13 protein-coding genes and 1 tRNA gene are annotated in these 21,104 nt (G+C 60.0%); 7 read left to right on the top strand and 7 right to left on the bottom strand.

Annotation, left to right across the window (positions count from 1 at the left end):
* Window positions 1–427: 427 nt before the first annotated feature.
* Window positions 428–3,058 carry a PspC domain-containing protein gene (locus ABIB60_RS17285; protein WP_354581684.1) on the bottom strand — a complete coding sequence of 877 codons (2,631 nt, stop codon included), beginning with the start codon at window positions 3,056–3,058 and terminating at the stop codon, window positions 428–430.
* Between the two features lie 43 nt (window positions 3,059–3,101).
* Window positions 3,102–3,509: a PadR family transcriptional regulator gene (locus ABIB60_RS17280; protein WP_354581682.1), complete on the bottom strand. Its 408-nt coding sequence runs from the start codon at window positions 3,507–3,509 to the stop codon at window positions 3,102–3,104.
* A 270-nt stretch (window positions 3,510–3,779) separates the two neighbouring features.
* On the opposite strand from ABIB60_RS17280, the gene ABIB60_RS17275 reads away from it, so the two are divergent.
* Both ABIB60_RS17275 and porU2 read left to right on the top strand, forming a co-directional pair.
* Entirely contained in the window at window positions 3,780–4,877 is a 1,098-nt protein-coding gene (locus ABIB60_RS17275; protein WP_354581681.1) for a putative type IX sorting system protein PorV2, read from the top strand.
* 92 nt (window positions 4,878–4,969) lie between these two features.
* Window positions 4,970–9,493: a putative type IX secretion system sortase PorU2 gene (gene porU2 / locus ABIB60_RS17270; protein WP_354581679.1), complete on the top strand. Its 4,524-nt coding sequence runs from the start codon at window positions 4,970–4,972 to the stop codon at window positions 9,491–9,493.
* An 80-nt stretch (window positions 9,494–9,573) separates the two neighbouring features.
* Here the strand turns inward: porU2 and ABIB60_RS17265 are convergent, their stop codons facing one another.
* From ABIB60_RS17265 to ABIB60_RS17255, 3 genes are all read right to left on the bottom strand, one after another.
* On the bottom strand, window positions 9,574–10,059 hold the full coding sequence (locus ABIB60_RS17265; RefSeq protein WP_354581677.1) for a dihydrofolate reductase: 486 nt from the start codon (window positions 10,057–10,059) through the stop codon (window positions 9,574–9,576).
* Between the two features lie 311 nt (window positions 10,060–10,370).
* Window positions 10,371–11,324: a methionyl-tRNA formyltransferase gene (fmt, locus tag ABIB60_RS17260; RefSeq protein ID WP_354581675.1), complete on the bottom strand. Its 954-nt coding sequence runs from the start codon at window positions 11,322–11,324 to the stop codon at window positions 10,371–10,373.
* Between the two features lie 131 nt (window positions 11,325–11,455).
* Window positions 11,456–12,724: an exo-beta-N-acetylmuramidase NamZ family protein gene (locus tag ABIB60_RS17255; protein WP_354581674.1), complete on the bottom strand. Its 1,269-nt coding sequence runs from the start codon at window positions 12,722–12,724 to the stop codon at window positions 11,456–11,458.
* Window positions 12,725–12,841: 117 nt separating this feature from the next.
* On the opposite strand from ABIB60_RS17255, the gene ABIB60_RS17250 reads away from it, so the two are divergent.
* Complete coding sequence (locus ABIB60_RS17250) at window positions 12,842–13,990, top strand: ABC transporter permease (RefSeq protein WP_354581672.1); 1,149 nt, start codon at window positions 12,842–12,844, stop codon at window positions 13,988–13,990.
* A gap of 82 nt (window positions 13,991–14,072) precedes the next feature.
* Here ABIB60_RS17250 and ABIB60_RS17245 read toward each other — a convergent pair whose 3' ends face one another.
* A complete protein-coding gene (locus ABIB60_RS17245) occupies window positions 14,073–14,801 on the bottom strand; it encodes a peptidoglycan DD-metalloendopeptidase family protein (RefSeq protein ID WP_354581670.1) in 729 nt (242 codons plus the stop codon).
* 182 nt (window positions 14,802–14,983) lie between these two features.
* Between ABIB60_RS17245 and ABIB60_RS17240 the strand changes: the two genes are divergently transcribed.
* From ABIB60_RS17240 to ABIB60_RS17230, 3 genes are all read left to right on the top strand, one after another.
* Window positions 14,984–16,093, top strand: coding sequence for a 2Fe-2S iron-sulfur cluster-binding protein (locus ABIB60_RS17240; protein WP_354581669.1), 1,110 nt, complete (start codon window positions 14,984–14,986; stop codon window positions 16,091–16,093).
* Between the two features lie 282 nt (window positions 16,094–16,375).
* Window positions 16,376–18,115: a M3 family oligoendopeptidase gene (locus ABIB60_RS17235; protein WP_354581667.1), complete on the top strand. Its 1,740-nt coding sequence runs from the start codon at window positions 16,376–16,378 to the stop codon at window positions 18,113–18,115.
* A gap of 341 nt (window positions 18,116–18,456) precedes the next feature.
* A tRNA-Lys gene (locus ABIB60_RS17230) sits at window positions 18,457–18,532 on the top strand.
* Window positions 18,533–18,935: 403 nt separating this feature from the next.
* Here ABIB60_RS17230 and ABIB60_RS17225 read toward each other — a convergent pair.
* Entirely contained in the window at window positions 18,936–19,085 is a 150-nt protein-coding gene (locus ABIB60_RS17225; RefSeq protein WP_354581666.1) for a hypothetical protein, read from the bottom strand.
* A gap of 252 nt (window positions 19,086–19,337) precedes the next feature.
* On the opposite strand from ABIB60_RS17225, the gene hutU reads away from it, so the two are divergent.
* Window positions 19,338–21,104 (top strand): urocanate hydratase, encoded by a 1,767-nt coding sequence (gene hutU, locus ABIB60_RS17220; RefSeq protein ID WP_502915134.1) that lies wholly within the window; start codon window positions 19,338–19,340, stop codon window positions 21,102–21,104.

The raw sequence follows: 21,104 nt of genomic DNA, 5'->3' as shown, positions 1-21,104 counted from the left end.
CGCACCGGCGGGGTTGCCTTCTCTCGGCGGGGGGTGGGTGAAATTTGCCCCCCCCCCCCCCCCCCCCCCCCCCCCCCCCACTCCGCTCGGAATGACTTTTATGTAAACCCCTAAACGCATTGAAGGCAGCTCCGGCCGTCCTGTTGCAGCAGGAGGGTAGGCCGGGGCTGCCTTCGGGTCTCACCTTTCACTCACAAATGGACCCAGTAATGCAGTTGCGTTAGCTCAACAATAGATGCGAAAAGCGGAACAAGGGTTGCCTGGGCAAGAACTGTTCCAGCAATATTCAGTCGCCGACATGTAAAACGAATGAAAAGCCTCAGGGTTACACGGCAGCATGCGGTAAGTGGCGGATTCTCAGTAATAAGACCTGTATTACCGCATCTGGCGCGGAGGCTCCAGTCAGGCCCTCCGCGCCAGCGCATTTTTATTTCTCCAGGGAGCGAATGGTGGCTGCTCCGAAGGCTTTGCGGTTTACGTTTTCAGGCCGGCCGCTGTACTCAATGAGGCTGGCGCCAACGGCGTTGGCTTCCAACTCCTCGGTTACACGCAGGCGGATTTTGGTGGCTCCAACAGCGTCTACTTCAGCTTTCCGCGCATTGAACTCACCAGCGGCTACCTCGCAGGCACCGGCTCCGTTGATGTTCAGACGGTCAGCGTTGCCTTGCAGAGCGGCTTGACAACCACCGGCCAGATCTAGCTTCAGCTCCTGCAGATTACCCTTGAAGCGGAGCTGGCTGCCCCCGGCCTGTTGCACGTGCAGGTCGCCGGTGCCGAAACCGTTTACTTCGGCGTGGGTGCCGCCCACCAGCTCCAGGTCATTCAACTCGGGCATCTCAATGATGAGGAGCACATCATCGGCGTCGCCCCGGTCAGAATCTAACAGGTCACGGTCACGAGGGGCAATAGTGAGCTTGTCACCGTTGCGCTCCACTTTAATGTCGCGCAGAGCCCGGCCGGGGCCGGCGGCCCGCACGCTGAAAGTGCTGCCCTGGCGGATCAGGGCCCGGTAGCCACCCACGATGGCTACATGGTCGAAGCCGGTTTCATTGAAGGTCTGGCGCTCGGAGCCATAGGAGTCTTCATCCGTGTTGATGGGCTCCAGGCGCTCAAAGTTCAGGGTGATGTCCGAGTCGTTGCGGCCTTCCTCATAGTCCTCCCGGTCTTCGTCCTCAGCGTCTTCGTTGCGGCTGCGCAGGTCGGTTTCCTGGCAATTCACGCATTCCACCTTATTACCATTCATCCGAAACACGAAGTTCTCGGGGTGAATGGGGGCCCGGCCGTTCAGGTAATCTTCCTCATTCAGCCAGTCAGCGAAGGTTTCCGTCATGCGGAAGGTGCGGCTCCGGGGCATGAGCAGGCGCAGGCGCATTTCCTGGTCGCGGAAACGGGCGCTGGGCTGGTAGTTGAAGTGGTCGTCCACGTTCAGGGTGGAGTCGTTGAGGATGCGCAGCGTATGCACCGTGGTAGTAGCGGCATTGCGGCGGGCAATGGAATCAGTGGCGCCTTTGGCCGAGATGATGCGCTCTAGGCGGGGAGCCTGCGCACTATCAATACCCACGATATCCAGGTCCACCCATTCGCCGCTGTTGAGCTGGCGGCGCTCCAGCACGAGGCGGGAGCTGGTAAGGCCACCCAGGGCAGTTGTCTGGGTGATTTCCTCTTCCCGCTGGAACTCCCGGCCCACCCGGATGCCAGCCACCGTACTACCCACCACACCCAGCAGCCACAAACCCAACATGGTCAGGGAGGCGGTACGGCTGAGCACCGTGCGGCGCAGCAGCAGGCCAACTCCGGTCAGCAGCATGGCCAGGGCCGGAATGGCGGTGACCAGGAAGAAGGAGAGTACCGCCCAAACCGAAATGTCATTGAAGAGCAGGAAGGGCTGCAGAGGACCGAAATCCAGGTCGTCGGAGGAAGAGATAATACCCAGGCCCACACCCAGCGCCATCACAATGGCCAGCAGAAAGCCGAAGCCGGTGAGGGTAAGCACGCCCCCGGCCACCACCCGGATAAGGGAGCCAATGGAGTTGACGATGGGCCGCACATTGCTGAAGGAATCTTCCAGGAAGGTGCCCACGGGGCGGTTGTTCACGGGCCCGGCCTCCGAGCCGGCGGCGTAGGGATTGTTGCGCAGGTTTTCATCCAGGGCCGAGAGGGTTACGGCGTCGCCGCGCATGCGGAGCTTGTCGGAGGCGGTTTTCGCCTCCGGCAAGAGTATCCACAGAATCACGTAGAGCCAGAAGCCCAGGCTGCCGGCAAACAGCAGCAGCAGGAAGGCAATGCGCACTACCACCACATCTACCCGCAGGTAGGCCGCCAGCCCCGCCGATACGCCCCCAACTTTGCCATTGTCGGTGTCACGGTACAGTTTCTTGAACGCGGGGTCAGTATCGGGGTCAGTGGTATTATAGCGCTTGGGCAGCACCACCCACAGAATGAAGTAGGCCAGCACCGTGAAACCCGCTACCCGCTCGCCAAAGTTGTTCAGCGGGGTATTGTCGAACACCGCCGGCAAGGCCAGCACCAGTACCAACAGACCAATCCGGATCCAGAGGGGGTTAGTGTTGAAGTACTGCGCCAGCCCGGCTGCTACCCCGGCCACCTTGCGGTGGGCCATGTCGCGGTACATCTGCTTGGGCGCGGCATCCGGAGCAGTGGCATCAGTAGCGGCAGCTTCGGGGCCAGCCTGGGCACGGCGGCCAGCAGTGTAGGCGCTACCGGCGTAGGTGCCCTGGGCCGAGCCGTTGGCTACGGCCTCGGCCAGCAGCTCCTCTTCGTCCTCGGCGTCATCGGCCGACTGGAAGTCGCTCACGCGGCCCATTTTGGCCGTCATGGCCTCCACATCCTCCAGGGTAATCACCTGCTTGAGGCCGGAAAGACGGGCGGCAAAGAGCTCGGCAATGCGGCTCTCGATGTCGGCCACAATTTCCTCGTGGCCCCGGTAGCCGCTGAAGTGGGCTTTCACTTCCGCCAGGTAGCGGCTAAGCACTTCGTAGCCGTCTTCCTCAATGTGGAAGATCATGCCCTGAAGGTTGATGCTGATGTTCTTTTTCATCTCAGTGCTGCAACTAGTCAAGAATAACTTGTAGGGGCGGTGCTTAGAGCAGCGCGTCAGGGGGCAGGGGCGCGTCCGGCGGGGCTACCGTGAGCGGGGCCGGCGTGGCGGCGCTCGGGGTGTGGGGCTTCTGGCGGATGATGCGGATGGAGTCCTGGACTTCCTCCCAGGTCAGGCGCAGCTGGTGCAGAAACTCCTGGCCATCGGGGGTGAGGGTGTAGTACTTGCGGGGCGGACCGGAGGTAGACTCCTTCCAGGTGTAGTCCAGCAGGCCCGCGTTTTTGAGGCGGGTTAGCAGCGGGTAGAGCGTGCCTTCCACCACAATCATGCGGGCAGAAGTCAGCTCTTCGAGCATATCGGACGCGTACACCTCGCCGCGGGCAATGATTTCCAGAATGCAGAACTCCAGGATGCCCTTCCGCATCTGCACTTGGGTGTTCTCGACTTTCATGGGCTGAGGCAGATATCGGTGAAGAATGAGACAAATATAACAGAAGGTACTATGCAACGCAAGGTACCTGGTGAAAATATTTACAGATTCTGTTTCCCGCCGCACTTGGCTAGCCAGCGCGCGTGCTTAGTGAGGAGGTAAAAACCTGATTTAAAGGTGCTAAAGGGGTTTTTGTCCTGAACTTACCGTGGCCTCGCACTATTAATGAGTATCTTGCGTTCCAGCCTCGTTCCCGCAACTTTTCCGGCTTTCTATCTGATTACACCCTCTATGCTCCACATTTCCCGTAGTGCGGCCCTGCTCATGGGCCTTGGTGCTAGTGTGCTGGCCGCCGCGCCCGCTCTGGCCCAGGACAAGACGCCCAAGTACAGCAACGAATTCCTCAATATTGGGGTAGGGGGCCGGGCCCTCGGGATGGGTAAGGTGCAGGTGAGCCTAGCCGACGATGCCACCGCCGGCTACTGGAACCCCGCCGGGCTAGTCAACCAGAAAACCAAGTACGACGGCGTTTTGATGCACTCCGAGCTATTCTCGGGCATCGTGAAAAACGACTACGCCAGCTTCGGTATGAAGCTCGATGATAAAAGTGCCCTGGGCGTGAGCCTGATCCGGCTGGGCGTGGATGATATTGCCGACACGCAGAACCTGATTGACTACGACGGCTACATTAACTACGACAACATCCGCTACTTCTCGGTGGCTGACTATGCCCTGCTGCTCTCCTATGCCCGCCAGATTGGGAGTATTGAGGGCTTGCAAGTAGGCGCCAACGCGAAAGTCATTTACCGCAATATCGGCTCCTTCGCCAACGCCATCGGTTTTGGGGTGGATGCCGGGGTGCAGTACCGTCGCAACGACTGGCGCCTGGCCCTGATGGCCCGCGACGTAACCACCACCTACAACGCCTGGACAATACACCCCGAGGAGTTTGAGGGCTCAGCCAGCGCCCTGGACGAATTGCCCAAGAGCAGCACCGAAATTACCCTGCCCCTGTTTGTGCTGGGTGCCAGCCGCCTGTTCAAGCTGCCCGGCGAGTTTACCGCCCTGCCGGCCGTAGATGTAGAAATCAGCACCGATGGGCAGCGCAACACGCTGGTATCTAGTAGTGCCGTGAGCCTGGACCCCCGCGCCGGGCTGGAGCTGGGCTACAAGCAGCTGGTATACTTGCGCGGCGGCGTGGGCAATCTGCAGCAGGTACAGTCTTTCACGGGCAAGGAGGAGTGGAAGGTGCAGCCCAGCCTGGGTGTAGGCCTGGCCCTGAGCGGTTTGCGCCTGGATATGGCCCTGACGCGCTTAGCCGTTGAGAAACTGGGGCAACGCTCCCAACCCACATCCATCATCGTGTCATTAGGCTACGGCATTAAATAAGTTATCGGGAGATGGTGGCCGGTTGTCAGCACTATGCCAACAGCCGGCCACCATCTCCTGATATCAACACCTGACAACTAACAATCGACTATATGAAACAGGCCTACCAGAAACTATGGTTACTGGTCCTGCTCCTTCTCCTGAGTGCATCCGCTGTGCGCGCCCAGTCGGGCCCCTATGGCAACGAGTGGATAGTACCGGGGCAGCAGTACTATAAAATACAAGTAGCCCAAGACGGCATCTACCGCCTCGATTACCAGTACCTGCAGCAAGCAGGGGTGAGTGGAGTAAGCCCGGAGCGCCTGCAGCTCTGGCGGCGGGGCCGGGAGGTAGCCATTCATGTAGGCGGCAACACGGCTGCGCTGGATAACAGCACCTTCATAGAGTTTTATGGACAGCGCAACAACGGGGGGCTGGACCGGGGCATGTATAAAAATGCCGTTGATCAGACGCATACCCTTTATAGCCTATACACTGATACGGCCGCCTATTTTCTTACTTGGTCAGGTTCAGCTGTAGGTAAGCGTATGGCTCAACCTAACACGTCAGCCAGTAGTACACACGCTAGCTGGCTGCAACACGTAACCCGCCTGCAAGTCAGTCAGCACGCTGATGTGAATGAAGCACAGACGGTATACCAACCGTGGGCCGAAGCCGGGGAAGGGTTTCTGTCGGGGCTGATAGGTAATCGGGGCGGCGTGCCATTGCTGGCCGGGAACTTCGTTATTGACTCTGTGCAGTCTGTGGCGGCTACGGGTGCCGACCCGCTGCTGGAAGTGATGATGGTAGGTGGTTCGCCTCTTGGTAACCTTACCGGAAAAGTATCAGTGGGTGATGGCGCTGCAAAACGGGTGGTAGGCACCTTTGCACTGGTGAGCTACGGCAAACAGTTGGGACGCTATACTATCCGGCGCTCCGATATCAGTAATGGGCAAGTAACCGTCTCTATTGATGTGGATCCAGTATCGGGACGTATAGGTGACGATTTTGTCCGTGTAGGCTATTTGAAGCTTACCTACCCCCAAACCCGCCGCTGGCCGGTTCGTCGGGCGGCGCTCCGGTTTCAGACAGATTCAACTCTGAGTACGCCGGCCACCTACCGGTTCGATACCATCCCGGCCTCCGTAACCGGCTACGACGTAACCGACCCCTGGATGGTACGGCGCATTGCCGGGCAGGGCACCGGGGCGGGCACTACCTTTAGTGTAGCCGCCGCGACGGGTGCAAGCCGGCAAGTGTGGCTGCAAGATAATAGCCGGCCGCTACGGCCGCTACCAGCCCGGCTGGTGCGTTTCCGGGCATTGGTGGCCAGTCAGCCCAACTTCATCATCATAAGCCATCCTCTTTTGATGAAACCCTCCTCCGATGGTACGGTGGCCAACCCGGTGCGGGCCTATGCGCAGTACCGGGCTGCCGTGGCTGGAGGTAAGTACGACACCTTGGTGGTAACTACTCCCCAACTCTACGACCAATTTCACTACGGGGAGAAGTCGCCGCTCGCAATGCGGCAATTTGCGCAGTGGATATTGGCCACTAGCAGTGCTAAGCCACGGTATTTGCTGCTACTAGGCAAAGGCTACTTAACAGGAGAAAGAATAAATGGTCGTTTCCACCGTCAAACGCCTGCCAGCGGGTACGGCGGTTCCCCCGATTTGGTACCCGCCAGCACCCGGGGTGGCTCCGATATCTTCTTCACAGCCGATTGGCCCGCGAACAATTATCTGGCCCGGATGACCACCGGTCGGGTAGCAGCCCAGACCCCAGACCAGGTACTAAACTACCTGCGTAAGCTGCAGGAACACGAGCAAACTGGTTATGCGGCCTGGCGCCGCAACGTGCTGCTAATGGCTGGTGGTCAAAAAGAGGATGAGCAACAGCGGTTTAACCGCTACTTAGCTGAATATGGCAATATCCTGAGCCGCCCTTTCTTCGGAGGACGAGTAGTGGACTTCGTGAAGCGGTCTACCTACGGCACCGGTACTCCGGTAGAGGTGAATATTGCGCCCCAAGTAAATGCTGGGTTGGGTCTTATTTTGTATTTCGGACACGGCAGCACCCGGCAAATGGATGTGCGCCCCCAAGATATTCGGGTGGCCTCCAGTGCCTATGATAATAAAGGAAAGTATCCGGTGATGTTCATCAGCGGGTGCGCGGCTGGTAGTTCCTACACGGGTGGGGGCTCCATGGGTGAAGACTGGATGCTAGCTGCTAACAAAGGATGCGTGGGCTTTATGAGCTCTTCCACCTTTGATATTGAGCAGAACATGCATCCCCTGGATGAGCTGATGTATACATTGCTGGCCACTGACCCGCAATGGTATGGTAAACCCATTGCCGATGTACAGACGGAAGCAATGCGCCGCCTGCAAAACCAGTTCTTGGGCAATATTTATGGAATTCCGACCCTGATGAGCACCATCTGGCAGGGCGACCCGGCCCTGAAGCTGTTTTCGCCGTTGCAGCCCGATTTCCAGACCGCCGACAGCCGCCTGCAGATTGCGCCCACGGTGGTACCTGCTACGCCCGGCGCCCGGTTTGAGCTGAAACTGGGCGTGAGTAACCCCGGCCGCATTACGGTGGGTCCGCTCAACATTCGGGTGACGCGCTCGGTAGGCAGCACCACGCTTACCAGCAACTTCACGGTGCCCCAGGCCCGGCAGGATACTACCTATACGCTCAGCCTCACCAACCCCGCTACCGGCAGCATTGCCGGGGCCAACGTCTTCCAGGTTGATATTGACCCCGATAACCTGATTGCCGAATCGGACGAAACCAACAACCGGGCAACGCTGAATTACTCCTTCCTCACGGGCGGTGTTACCACGCTCAGCCCGCCCGAGTTTGCCATTGTGGGCAGCCGGGCCGTGCGCTTGGTGGCCCAAAGTAACGTGCCCACCATCACCGCCCGCGACTATGACCTGGAAGCGGATACCGTGCAAACCTTCAACAGCCCATTGGTGCAGCGCACGAAGCTCAACGCCGTGATGGTGCCGGAGTGGCAGCCCACGCTGCCCACGCTGGCTGGCAAGGACAGTGTGGTGTGGTACTGGCGCGCACGTCTCACTACTCCCCAGGGTGACGAAAGTGCCGATTGGGCCACCAGTTCCTTCCGCGTAATCAGTGGCCGCACGCAGGGCGGCTGGTCGCAGAGCCACCCCGGCCAGTTCCGCCGCGACGAGCGGAGCGGCCTGGAGGTAGCCGTGCCCGGCGGGCAGTGGAGCTACAACGCCGGTACCCAGGAAGCCACCATTACCTCCACGCAAATTGGCCCGGCCCGGCAGTGGGAAACGCTCTACCACACCATCCGCACCACCAGCACCGGCAGCTACACGCTCCGCCTGCTAGGCACCGATACGCTGGGCGTAACCACTGTGCTGAACCCCAATGTAACTAACCGCGCGTTGGCGCTGAACGGTATTTCGGCCAAGCAGTATCCCTACCTGCAGCTGCAGGCGGTGCTGCGGGAAACTACGCCGGGCTTCACGCCGCAGCTGGAGCAGTGGCTGGTAACGTATCAAGGCGTACCGGAAGGGGTGGTGCGTCCTTCCGCCACGCCCCTCACGGCCGCCAGTCTCACCCAGCAGGCCCAGCAGACCGGCACGGTAACGGTACCGGTATCCTTCCAGAATGTGGCTGACTTCGACTTTACCGCGCCGCTGGTAGGCTACATTGTGGTGCGCAGCAGCAACGCTGGCGTGCCCCGGGAGCGGTATTACCCGCTGGCCGGCGCCGCCCTCACGGCCCACTCCCAGCGCGGCTACGAGGTGAAGCTGGACGTGCGCGGCCTCTACGGTACGCTCTCGGGGCAGGTGGTGCTAAACCCCCGCCGCCAGCCTGAGCAGCACTACTTCAACAATGAGCTCACGCTGCCGCCCTTCGAGGTAACCAACCAGGATATGCCCCCGGTGCTGGATGTAGCCTTCGACGGCCGCCACCTGCTGAACGGAGAAATTGTGTCGCCCCAGCCTATTATCAGCGTGCAGCTGCGCGACCTGGATAAGCTGCGGCCCATTCAAAACCGCTCCAACTTCATCCTGAGCCTGACCCCGCCCAAAGGCACTACCCCGGTTACCGTGGACCTGAACGCGGCCGGTATTGAGTTCGTAGCCGACTCATCAAAGGGAACGGCCGTGCTTACCTACCGCCCCGGCAACACCACGCCGCTGCTGCCGGGCGTGTACACGCTGGAAGTGCAGGGGCGGGATGGCTCGGGCAATCTGGCCAGCTCAGAACCCTACCGCATCACGTTTGAGGTCATTAAGGAGTCGACCATCACCAACGTATTTCCCTACCCCAACCCAATTACCAGCAAGGCCAAATTCGTGTTTACGCTCACCGGCTCCACGCTGCCGCGCAACATGAAAATCCAGATTGTGAGTCTGACGGGCCGGGTAGTGAAGGAGATTATGATGGCTGACCTGGGCCCCCTGCGCATCGGTAACAACATGACCGAGTACGCCTGGGATGGTACCGACGACTACGGCGACCGGCTGGCAAACGGTACCTACCTCTACCGCGTGGTGCTCGACGACCCCGAAGGCGAGTTCAAGCAGCGCGCCACCACCGGCGACCGGGCCTTCAAGAAAGACTGGGGCAAGCTGGTACTGCTGCGGTAAGCGTATGTACAGAAACAGAAAAGGGCCACTCAATTCGAGTGGCCCTTTTCTGTTTCTATGCTTGTCGTGTATGATAGTGGCTACCGCCGCCGGAGCGTGACGAAGCTGAAAGCGTAGGCGTGTTTATCGTCGGGCTCGTGCCGTTCCCGGGCTTCCTCGCGCCATTCGCTGGCTGTGAGGTCAGGGAAGGTTACGTCGCCCTCAAAAGCGTGGTGTACTTCCGTCAAATACACTACATCGGCTGCTGGTAAAGCCTGGCGGTAAATCTCGCCACCCCCAATTACAAATATGTGCTCGTCGGAGGTGCGAGCCATTTCCAACGCCTGGGGTACCGAGGCCGCCGTTTCGCAGCCCTCGGCCTGCCAGCCGGCCTGGCGGGTTACCACAATGTTGCGGCGGTTGGGCAGGGGCCGCCCGATGCTTTCGTAGGTTTTGCGGCCCATGATGATGGGGTGACCCTGGGTGAGCTGCTTGAAATGCTTCAGGTCCAGGGGCAGGTGCCAAAGCAGGCGGTTTTCGCCCCCGATAACGCCGTTATCGGCCACGGCTACAACGAGTGCGGTCATGTGGTGAAATGGTGAGTGGTGAAATGGTGGGTTCTTGTGCAACAGTGAACGACTGCTGCTGTCATGATGAGCAGCGCGAAGGACTGTACTACGAAGCTGTAAAAAGGCCGAAAAACGTCATGCTGAGCTTGTCGAAGCATCTCTACCGCTTCGTAAAGGTCGTGCAATGAAGCGGTAGGGATGCTTCGACAAGCTCAGCAGAACGTTCTTTCAAGTTTCAGGTACTTTCTACACAGCTTCACATCTGTACTTGAATCCTAACAATGAATCATGCCAACGTAACAGATCCTTCGCGCAGCTCAGGATGACAGTCAGACCAGCCCTTTCACATCGAAACCGCGCAGAAAATCCTGGACGGTCATGCGTTTCTTGCCTTCCAGCTGCACGTCCAGCAAATCAAGCAGGCCGTTGGCGGTTTGCACGCGCAGGTAGCTGCGGCCATCCGTGAGCCAGCGGCCCGCGCCGCCCTGGTCAGGCCCACTGGCCTCCTCGTCGTCTAGTGGCTGCGCCCTAAATACTTTGAGCGTGCGGCCGTCGGGCAGTTGGGTGAAGGCGGTGGGAATGGGGGAGAGGCCGCGCACCAGGTTGGTCAGGGCCGGAGCAGACTGCGCAAAATCGAGGCGGCCGGTTTCTTTGGTAAGCTTAGGAGCAAGCCGCAGCTCCGGCAGCTCGGGCTGCGGAATGCTGGGAGCTTCACCGGCGGCAATGGCCTGCACCGAGCGGAGCGCCAACTGCGCCCCGGCCGCTTTCAACTTCTCGTACAACGCGCCGAAATCGTCCTCCGGCGCAATGTCCACGGCATCCTGATAAATGAGGTTGCCGGTATCAATTTCGTGCCGCAGGAAAAAGCTGGTCACGCCCGTTTGTGTATCGCCGTGGATAAGGGCCCAGTTGATGGGCGCCGCACCCCGGTACTGGGGCAGCAGGGAGGCGTGAATGTTGATGGAGCCCAGGCGCGGCATATTCCAGACGGCCTCGGGCAGCATTCGGAAAGCCACCACCACCTGCAAATCGGCCGCGTAGCTTTTCAGCTCGGCCTGGAAAGCGGGGTCTTTCAGGTTGGTGGGCTGCAGCACCGGTAGCCCGTGGGCTTCGGCAGCCTGTTTCACGGCCGAACCCTGCAGTTGCCGGCCCCGGCCCGCGGGCTTATCGGGGGCAGTAAGTACGGCCACCACCCGGCACCCGTCCCAGCCCAGCAGGGCTTCCAGCGTTGGCACCGCAAACTCGGGGGTGCCCATGAAAATGATGCGAAGAGGTGAAATCATGTTGAGTACAGTACGTCCTGCTGAGCGGAACCGAAGCATCTCTACCAAGCTACCAAGGGTAATCAATAGAGTTAGCCAGAGGTAGAGATGCTTCGACTACGGCTGCGCCTTTGCTCAGCATGACGGTTGAGTTACTTAAAATCGGGGTACAGCAGGTACTTCTTGCGCATGACCTTGTACGCCGTCAGGCCCGGCTCCCAGCCCTGGCGGATTTCCGCTTCCGACTTGCCCGCAATAATTTGCTGACGTACGGTGGCAGTGCCCATCAGCCGGTCGAAGCCCCGGTCGGAGAGGAAGAACTTCTCCTTGTTGGTGCTTTGTTGGTAGTAATCCAGCAGGTATTTCAGCGTGAACCCAATGTCGCCGACCTGGCGCAGATCCTGGCCGTAGCAGAGCTTGCCGTTCTGGGGCGGGGAGGTGGAGCCGGGGTTGGGTGTGGGCGTGAAGCGGAAAGGGCGGGTGCTGGGCTGGGTAGGGGCGCCAATTACCTCGAAGGGCGTGGCGGTGCCCCGGCCCACGCTCACATCGGTGCCCTCGAACAAACACAGCGCCGGGTACAAGGCCACCGAGTGGGGCGTGGGCAGGTTGGGGGAGGGGCGCTCCGGCAAATCGTAGCGGGTACTGTGGGTGTAGCCGGCCACCGGAACTACCGTGAGCTTGCACTGCTTACCGCCCGCCAGCCACTTTTCCCCGTTAATCATGCCGGCCAGCTCGCCTACCGTCAGGCCATGCACCACCGGAATGGGGTGCATGCCCACGAAGGTTTTAAACGCGGGTTCCAGCACCGGTCCATCCACGTACCAGCCGTTGGGGTTGGGCCGGTCCAGGATGATAACTTCTTTGTTTTGCTCGGCGGCGGCCTCCATCACGTAGTGCATGGTGCTAATGAAGGTGTAGAAGCGCGCCCCCACATCCTGAATATCGAACACCAGCACGTCAATATCCTTGAGCATTTCGGGCGTCGGTTTTTTGGTGGCGCCGTATAAGCTCAGCGCGGGCAGGCCGCTGCGGGCATCTTTACCGTCCTTGATGGTAGCGCCGTCGGCCGCTTCGCCCCGAAAACCGTGTTCCGGCCCAAAAATGACCTTAACTCCTACGCCTTTGGCCAGCAGCGTATCCACCAGAAACGCCTTGCCCACCCGGGCCGTCTGGTTGACCACTACGCCCACGCGCTTACCTTTCAGCAGCAGCAAATACCGCTCAAACTGCTCGGCGCCGGTGCGCAGGGTTTCCGCCGCCGGCAGCACAGCCTGGGGCGATGAGGCCGCCGTAGCGCGCAACGGGGCCTCGGTCGGAGCGGAAGCAGCGGGCGAAACCGCCGGTGCCGATTGGGGCGGGCGGGCACAATCGGCGAGCAGGAGCGTAAGGCCGAGCAGGCCAGTGGGCAGGATGGAGTACATAGGCGGGCTGGAGGGCTGGGAAACTACCGGGATTCATCTAGCTTTACGCCAGTGAACGTCTCGCAGTACATATCTAACAAGATTGACGGGGCCGATGCAGGGTCATTTACCTCGTCGGTGACAAAGATAGCCATCATCAGCATTGCCATGGGCTTGGCAGTGATGGTGGTGTCGTTTGCCATTCTGGAAGGATTTCGCAACGAAATCCAGAACAAGATCTTCTCCTTCGGCTCCCACCTGCAAATCAGCAAGTACGATACCAACAACTCCTTGGAGGTGGAGCCCATTGCCGGCCCCCGCTTGGTGCAGGAGCTGCGCCGCAACCCCCAGGTGGTGTCTATGCAGCCTTTCGCCCGCAAAACGGCCATCATCAAAACCAAGGATGAAGTGCTGGGCGTAGTGCTGAAGGGCATCGATGAGAAGTCGGGCAAGTCGCCGATGCGCAAGAACCTGGTGGCTGGCCAGTTCATCAGCTTCACCGATACGGCCGCCAGCAACGACATTCTGCTCTCCCGCAAAGTGGCCGATAAGCTGCGCCTCAAGCCCGGCGACAAGGCCCTGTTCTACTTTATTCAGACGCCGCCCCGGGTGCGGCAGTTCACGGTGCGCGGCATCTACCAAACGGGCCTTGATGAGTTTGACGAGGCCTACGTTATCGGGGATATTGGCCAGGTACGGGAGCTCAACGCCTGGCCCGATTCCTTGGTGGGTGGCATGGAAGTAACGCTCAAGGACTTCAACCGCCTCGACCCCATAGCCGACAACATCTACGAAAACCTGCGCTACGACCTGAAGCTGGACAAGATTACCGACCAGTACGCCCAGCTCTTCGACTGGCTGCAGCTGCTGAACCGCAACGTAGTTATCTTCCTGATCCTGATTATCTTCGTGGCGACCTTCAACATGGTGGCCACCATTTTCATCATGATTCTGGAGCGCACCAACATGATTGGGGTACTCAAGGCCATCGGGGCCACCGACAACCAGATCCGGAGCATGTTTTTCTTCCGGGGCCTGAGCCTGACCATGCGCGGCATGCTCTACGGCAACATTATTGGCCTGGGCTTCTGCGCCATCCAGTACTTCTTCCACCCCATTCCGCTGGACCCCGAGAACTACTACATGGACCGCGTGCCGATTCACTGGGACCCGTTCATCATTGTGGTGCTCAACGTGGCCACTTTTCTCACCTCCCTGCTGGCCGTGCTTATCCCCACTTACCTGATTGCGCGCATCAAGCCGGTAGTGGCCATTAAGTTCGACTAAGTGTAATCAGCAACCTGACAAGCAAAAGGCCCGCCGTACGCAACGGTGGGCCTTTTGCTTGAGGTAAATTGAAGTGACAAACTTACCCCAACCACTTACTTTGCAGAATCAGGTTTGGATCGGGGCAGAGGGCGGCCCACTGCTCCCGTTCCTCCGGGAGGGCTACGCCGGGGAAGTCGCCGGAACGGCCCTGTAGGTCGGCCAATATCTGGAAATGCAGGTGGGGTGGCCAGTCGCCGTTTTCGGGGGCGGGGCCCACTTCGGCGAAGGTATCACCGGGCTCCAGGGTCATGCCGGGGCGCAGCAGCAGAGTTTCGCGGCGGGCCAGGTGGCCGTAGAGAGTGTAGAAGGTCACGTCTTCGAGTTGGTGCTGCAGAATAACGGTGGGCCCATAGTCGCCGAAGCCGGCATTATCCTGTACGCTGTGCACCAGCGCCGGCAGGGGAGCCAGTACCGGCGTGCCGGCCCGCAGCCATACATCCACGCCCAGGTGTAGGGAGCGGGCGGGTACGGCTGGGTTGCCGAACAGGCCAGGGCTGCGGCGGTAAATCACCCGGTTTTCGAGGTAGCCACCCACGCCGATGTGGGCGTTCTGGGCTTCCAGCAAGCGGCCCACCAGCTCCTCAAACGCTGCCGTATCCCGTAAATCCGCCTCCTGCAGCAAGGGGTTAGCGGCTGTAAAATCGAGGCGGGCCACGTCGGGGGCGTTCAAATCAACGGGCAGTACCGCGTGAAATTCGTGCTGGTGGCGCTCCAGCAAAGCCGCCAGAGGAGTAGGGGGGAAGTTAGAATGAAGAGTAGGCGCAGGCATAAGAGAAGCGGAAAACAAAAAGCAACGAAACAGGTACAGATACGCAACTACCCGGCTGCGGGCCAGTCGGGCGGCCGAAGCCCCAAAATCTATACCACGGGCAAGCTACGGCCTACGCCACATAATCCCGTATTTTTGCGGCCTGTTTCGCACTTCCCCTGAAATTCACTTCTCTCCCTGATATGAGTAGCCCCTACCTGACGCTAAACGTGGTTGAGCTGACCCAGGAAACACCTGAGGCTGTTACCATCCATTTTGAGCGCCCCGACCGCCAGCCGGTAGCCTGCCAGCCGGGCCAGTTCCTGACCCTGATTCTGCCCTGTGGCCCCGGCGGCAAAAAGGAGCGCCGCGCGTACTCCCTGAGCAGCACCCCCGGCGAAGCGCCCCGCCTGGCCGTAACGGTGAAGCGCGTGGGCGGCGGCCTGGTGAGCAACTACCTGCTGGATACCGTGCGCGTGGGGCAGCAGATGGAAGTAATGGCCCCTTTGGGCAACTTTACGCTTACGCCCCAAACTACTGCCGCCCGCTCCATTGTGTTGGTGGGGGCCGGCTCGGGCATCACTCCGCTCATGAGCATGCTGAAAGCCGTGCTGCGCGAGGAACCCCAAAGCCGGGTGCTGCTGGTATACGGCAACCGCAACGAGGAGTCCGTTATTTTTGCCCGCCAGCTGCAGCAGCTGGAGCAGCAGTACGCCGGCCGCCTGCAGGTAGAGCACGTATTCAGCCAGCCCTTACGGCCTGCCTCGGAGCACAAGCACACCGGCCGCCTCAACCGCACCACTTTGCTCCGCATTCTGGAGCAGTGCCCCCAACTTCCGGTTACCCAGGCCGAGTACTTCCTCTGCGGGCCCGAGGGCATGATGACGGAGGCGCAGGCTGCCCTGGAGCTGCTGGGCGTACCGGCCAGCCGCATCCGCCGCGAGAGTTTTGTGGCCGCCGCTGAAACTGCCGAAACGGCCGCCGCCCAGCCCAACGGCCACGGCGACGTATCGGCCGCCGAAGACGACGGTAAAGTGGTAGCGCGCACCGTGACCGTGCAGTATGAGGGGGCCGAGTATCAGTTTGCCGTGGAGCCCAACCAGACAATTCTGGAAGCCGCCCTCGACCAGGATATTGACCTGCCGTATAGCTGCCAGGCGGGCCTGTGCACCGCCTGCCGGGGCAAGTGCCTCAGCGGGAAAGTGCACCTTGATGAGCGCGAAGGCCTTTCCGATTCGGAGATGAAGCAGGGCTACGTGCTGCTCTGCGTGGGCCATCCGCTTACCAATGACGTGGTAATCGAGGTAGACTAATTACCCGCAAGCTCCCGCTTCCTGCGCCTGACCGCGAAAAAGGCCGCCGTACTACCGTAGTTCGGCGGCCTTTTGCTTTCTTGCCGGTCTGTACTGTCGGGCTGAAGCTGGATTTGGTAGCTCCAGCTGCTGAGCTTAGGCCGCTAATGCAGCTCCAGTTCCCTACGCTATTTGAGAAAAAGAGCAGAGAACGTTCGTCTTTTACTCAACATCAGCAGGGTAATCAGGGTATTACTCTTTTGACTTCTTGCCTGACTCACTCCTTCCGCTTTTTCCTTCCGCATGACTTATTCTGCTCCCGCCGCTGATCTGGCCACTGATACGCAGCGGCCGCCCCGGCACTTTCTGCCTGAATCCTTCACTGTAACCGACTGGGCTACTATCAAGCCCTATTTCGAGGAACTGCGCGACCGGCAAATCAACTCGGTGGCGGAGCTGGATCAGTGGCTGCTGCACCGCTCGGAGCTGGAAGCGGTGCTGAGCGAGAATCTGGCTTGGCGCTACATCCGCATGACCTGCAACACTCAGGATCAGGCAAGTAGTGAGGCATTTCAGTATTTCGTGAGCGAGATTGAGCCGAACGTAGCGCCCTACGACCACGCCCTCAACGAGAAGATGATGGCCTCGGAGTTTCTACCCGAGCTGGATCCGGCCCGTTACCGCATCTTCATCCGCTCAGTGCGGCAGGCCCTGGAAATCTACCGGCCCGAGAATATTCCGCTGAAAACCGAAATCAGCACCCAGCAGCAGCAGTATGCCGCCATTGCCGGCGCCATGACCGTGACGCTGGACGGGGAGGAAGTGACCCTGCCCCGGGCCGCCGACCGCCTCAAAAGCCCCGACCGGGCGGTGCGAGAAACGGCCTGGCGCGCCATTCAGGAGCGCCGCCTGCAGGACGCCGCGCCCTTGGACAAACTCTTCACCAGCCTCATTGGCCTGCGCCACCAGGTAGCTATAAATGCCGGCTTCGCCAACTTCCGCGACTATATGTTTGCCGCCCTGGGCCGCTTCGATTATACGCCCCAGGACACCCTTAACTTCCACCAAGCCATCCGCGAAACGGTGGTGCCTCTCATTGACGACTTGGACCTGGAGCGCCGCCAGGACTTGGCACTAGCTGAGCTGCGACCCTGGGACTTGGATGTTGACCCCTCGGGCAAGGCGCCGTTGCGGCCGTTTGAAACCGGGGAGGAGCTGCTGGAGAAAACCGTCACTGTCTTCGACCGCCTCGACCCCTTTTTGGGCCAGTGCCTGCGCACCATGCGCCAAATGGGCAACCTCGACCTGGAAAGCCGCAAAGGCAAGGCCCCCGGCGGCTACAACTATCCGCTGGACGAAACCGGCGTGCCCTTCATCTTCATGAATGCTACCAGCTCCCTGCGCGACGTGGTAACCATGCTCCACGAAGGTGGCCATGCCGTACACAGCTTCCTCACGCGCCGCCTGCCCCTCGGGGCCGACAAGCACCCCCCGTCCGAAGTGGCCGAGCTGGCTTCCATGAGCATGGAGCTGATCAGCATGGACCACTGGAACGTTTTCTTCTCGGACCCCGAGGAGTTGCGCCGGGCTAAGAAGACCCACCTGGAAAGCGTACTGGAAACCTTTCCCTGGGTGGCCACCATCGATAAGTTCCAGCACTGGATATACGAAAACCCCACCCACACGGAGCAGGAGCGGCACGCGCGCTGGGTGGCGCTGTTCGATGAGTTCAACCAGCGTACGGTAAGCTGGCAAGGGCTGGAGCACATCAAGCCCTACCTCTGGCAGAAGCAGCTGCACTTGTACGAAGTGCCCTTTTATTATATCGAGTACGCCATGGCGCAGCTAGGGGCCATTGCGGTGTGGCGCAATTTCCGCCAGAATCCCGAAGCGGCTTTACAAGGCTATCAGCGGGCTTTGGCGCTGGGCTATACCGCGCCCATCGGCGAAATCTACGCCTCTGCCGGTATCCGCTTCGATTTCAGCACGGAATACCTGCGTACCCTAGCCGATTTCGTACGAGAGGAAATGGCAGCCTTATAATCTACGCGCTACTTAAAGCAAGAGGGCCAGCCGGAAAATCCGGCTGGCCCTCTTGCTTTAAGTAGCGCGTAATAATTACCTGTAACGCAAGGAAAACACGAGAATAGGGCAGTTAGCAATTGGATGATCCGGAAAGCTACTTGGAGGTTGCACCAGGCCGAAGAAATAGCGGTGAAGGATATTCGGTGAGAAATAGAAAAATATTTTATCTGTTAATCAAGGTGTTGTAAATTTTTACGCGGCTTAAAAAGAGAAACAGCACTCAGGAATTTGCAGATATAGGATGCAGGTTATACTTTTGCACTCCCTTCCAGAAAGCACCTAGCCAACGGAAGGAAATTGATTCTGTAGCTCAGCTGGTAGAGCAATACACTTTTAATGTATGGGTCCTGGGTTCGAATCCCAGCGGGATCACCAAAAAACAGCCCCGCTTGCAATAGGCAAGCGGGGCTGTTTCGTTTTTGCTCCAGCACAAATGACTGCTGAGCGGGAAGGCAATAGGAGCCGCGGCAACAAGTGGCGCGTGCCGGGAATCGGAAAGCTAAGTTGTTAGCCAGTCGCTAAGCCAGGCGAAGAAGTCAGCCAACAGGCCATCTAATAGTACATCACCCAACCAGTGCAGACCGTCCTTCAGAAATTGTAGGATGTTACCCATAACAGTAGTGCGCGTTTGCCCGAGCAATATGCAAATAAAACTGGTTATATGAAAAGCGTAATATTTAATAGCGAGGCGTAAAGCCAACAAAAAACGCAAAGCATTGCTTTGCGTTGGGAAAGATACCAAAAAGGATAATCGGCGGTAGGGGGAGAGGCAGAAAAGCTAGCTTTTAATGAGCGGTACGTTCTGCAGCAAAGCCGAAACGGCATCGGACAAACCGGATTGCGCCTGTTGGCGGGGGCGGTTAGCTGCTCCGACTACGAGTAGAAGAAGTAGCACCAGAAAGCGGAGGAGGGTAGAAAAACGTTGCATAAAAGCGGGGGGTAAAAGCCGAGTAAGTGCCGACAGGCCGGGCAACTGACGACTGATACGGCAAAGGTAGACTTTCGTATAGCAACGCCATGTTATTATTAGATGAACCAGGCTTTAGTAGCCATTACCCAGATAAATGGCTGGTGAGCGGCTGAGCATAGGAGGGGAGTAGAAGTTGGAAAACAGGTGTTGTGGCCGGGCAAAAAGCAATAACTTCCGGCTCCCAACTCCCACTCGAAAAGTCACCCGTGTATGCCGCACTCCTCCCTCGATACGCCCGAGCTTAACCTCGAAGCCACTTCCCAAGCGTCAGCCGCTTCAGACCAACCTACCACGCGCCCAATGTACTATGAGTACAAGCCCGCGGAAACCGTGCGCGCCCAGCACGGCCCCGAGTTGCGCTGCAAAACCTGGGAAGCCGAGGCAGCCTTACGCATGCTGGAAAACAACCTCGACCCGGCCGTGTCGCTGGTCTACGACGAGCTGATTGTGTACGGCGGCGCCGGCCGCGCGGCCCGCAACTGGAAGGAGTACCAGACCATCGTCAACACGCTTAAAAACCTGGAAGCCGACGAAACCCTGCTGGTGCAGTCGGGCAAGGCCGTGGGCGTGCTGCGCACCTGGGCCCACGCCCCGCGCGTGCTCATTGCCAATAGCAACATCGTGCCCGCCTGGAGCACCCAGGAGTACTTCGACGAACTGGACCGCCTGGGCCTGATGATGTACGGGCAGATGACGGCAGGCTCCTGGATTTACATTGCCACCCAGGGCATCCTGCAGGGCACCTACGAAACCCTGGCCGCCGTGGCCGACAAGCACTTCGGCGGCACGCTGGCCGGCACCGTCACCATCACCGCCGGCCTGGGCGGTATGTCAGGCGCGCAGCCGCTGGCCGTGAGCATGAACGACGGCGTGTGCCTGGTCATCGAGCCCATCGACGCCCGCGTGAAGCAGAAGGTGCGCGAGGGCTACGTAGACGAGCAGGCCCGCGACCTGGACCACGCCCTGGAGCTGATGCAGCAGTACAAGCAGGAGCGCAAAGGCTGGAGCATCGGCCTGACCGGCAACGCCGCCACCGTACTGCCCGAGCTGCTGCAGCGCGGCTTCAAGGCCGACGTGGTAACCGACCAGACCTCCGCCCACGACCTGATGGACTACATCCCCGAGGGCGACATCGACGCGGTGCTGGAGCTGCGCAAAGACAACCCCGAGGAGTTCAAGCGCCAGGCCCTGGCTTCCATCATGAAGCACTGCCAGGCCATCATCGACATGCAGGCCGGCGGGGCCGTGGCCCTTGACTACGGCAACAACCTGCGCGGCCAGGCCGAAAAAGGCGGGCTGCGGGTGCGCGACGAAAACGGCCAGTTTCTCTACCCCGGCTTCGTGCCCGGCTACATCCGCCCGCTGTTCTGCGAGGGCAAAGGCCCCTTCCGCTGGGCCGCCCTCTCGGGCAACCCGCAGGACATCCTGCGCATCGACCGCGCGCTGCTCGAAACCTTCCCCGACAACAAGATGCTGGCCCGCTGGATCGAGAAGGCCCAGGCCAAGGTGCCCTTCATCGGCCTGCCCGCCCGCGTGTGCTGGCTGGGCTACGGCGAGCGGGAAAAGTTCGGCCTGGTTATCAACGACCTGGTGGCCCGCGGCGAAGTGTCGGCCCCCATCGTCATCGGCCGGGACCACCTCGACTGCGGCTCCGTGGCCTCGCCCAACCGCGAAACCGAGGGCATGAAGGACGGCTCCGACGCTGTAGCCGACTGGCCCCTGCTCAACGCCCTGGCTAACACGGCCTCCGGTGCCGACTGGGTTTCGCTGCATAACGGCGGCGGCGTAGGCATCGGCAACAGCACGCACTCCGGCATGGTCATCGTGGCCACCGGCACCCCCGAAAAGGCTGAGCGCCTGCGCCGCGTGCTCACCACCGACCCCGGCATGGGCGTCTTCCGCCACGCCGACGCCGGCTACGAGCTGGCCCAGCAGGTAGCCCAGGAGCGCGGCGCGAAGATTCCGGGTCAGATGTAG

Source organism: Hymenobacter sp. UYP22 (assembly GCF_040547285.1).
Taxonomy (GTDB): Bacteria; Bacteroidota; Bacteroidia; order Cytophagales; family Hymenobacteraceae; genus Hymenobacter.
The sequence above is the reverse complement of the archived record's forward strand: the minus strand, read 5'-3'. Positions and strand labels throughout refer to the sequence as shown.

Coding starts and splice junctions, on each gene's coding strand:
- ABIB60_RS17285 (WP_354581684.1), bottom strand. CDS start 3,058: ATGAAAAAGAACATCAGCATCAACCTTCAGGGCATGATCTTCCACATT.
- ABIB60_RS17280 (WP_354581682.1), bottom strand. CDS start 3,509: ATGAAAGTCGAGAACACCCAAGTGCAGATGCGGAAGGGCATCCTGGAG.
- ABIB60_RS17275 (WP_354581681.1), top strand. CDS start 3,780: ATGCTCCACATTTCCCGTAGTGCGGCCCTGCTCATGGGCCTTGGTGCT.
- porU2 (WP_354581679.1), top strand. CDS start 4,970: ATGAAACAGGCCTACCAGAAACTATGGTTACTGGTCCTGCTCCTTCTC.
- ABIB60_RS17265 (WP_354581677.1), bottom strand. CDS start 10,059: ATGACCGCACTCGTTGTAGCCGTGGCCGATAACGGCGTTATCGGGGGC.
- fmt (WP_354581675.1), bottom strand. CDS start 11,324: ATGATTTCACCTCTTCGCATCATTTTCATGGGCACCCCCGAGTTTGCG.
- ABIB60_RS17255 (WP_354581674.1), bottom strand. CDS start 12,724: ATGTACTCCATCCTGCCCACTGGCCTGCTCGGCCTTACGCTCCTGCTC.
- ABIB60_RS17245 (WP_354581670.1), bottom strand. CDS start 14,801: ATGCCTGCGCCTACTCTTCATTCTAACTTCCCCCCTACTCCTCTGGCG.
- ABIB60_RS17240 (WP_354581669.1), top strand. CDS start 14,984: ATGAGTAGCCCCTACCTGACGCTAAACGTGGTTGAGCTGACCCAGGAA.
- ABIB60_RS17235 (WP_354581667.1), top strand. CDS start 16,376: ATGACTTATTCTGCTCCCGCCGCTGATCTGGCCACTGATACGCAGCGG.
- ABIB60_RS17225 (WP_354581666.1), bottom strand. CDS start 19,085: ATGCAACGTTTTTCTACCCTCCTCCGCTTTCTGGTGCTACTTCTTCTA.
- hutU (WP_502915134.1), top strand. CDS start 19,338: ATGCCGCACTCCTCCCTCGATACGCCCGAGCTTAACCTCGAAGCCACT.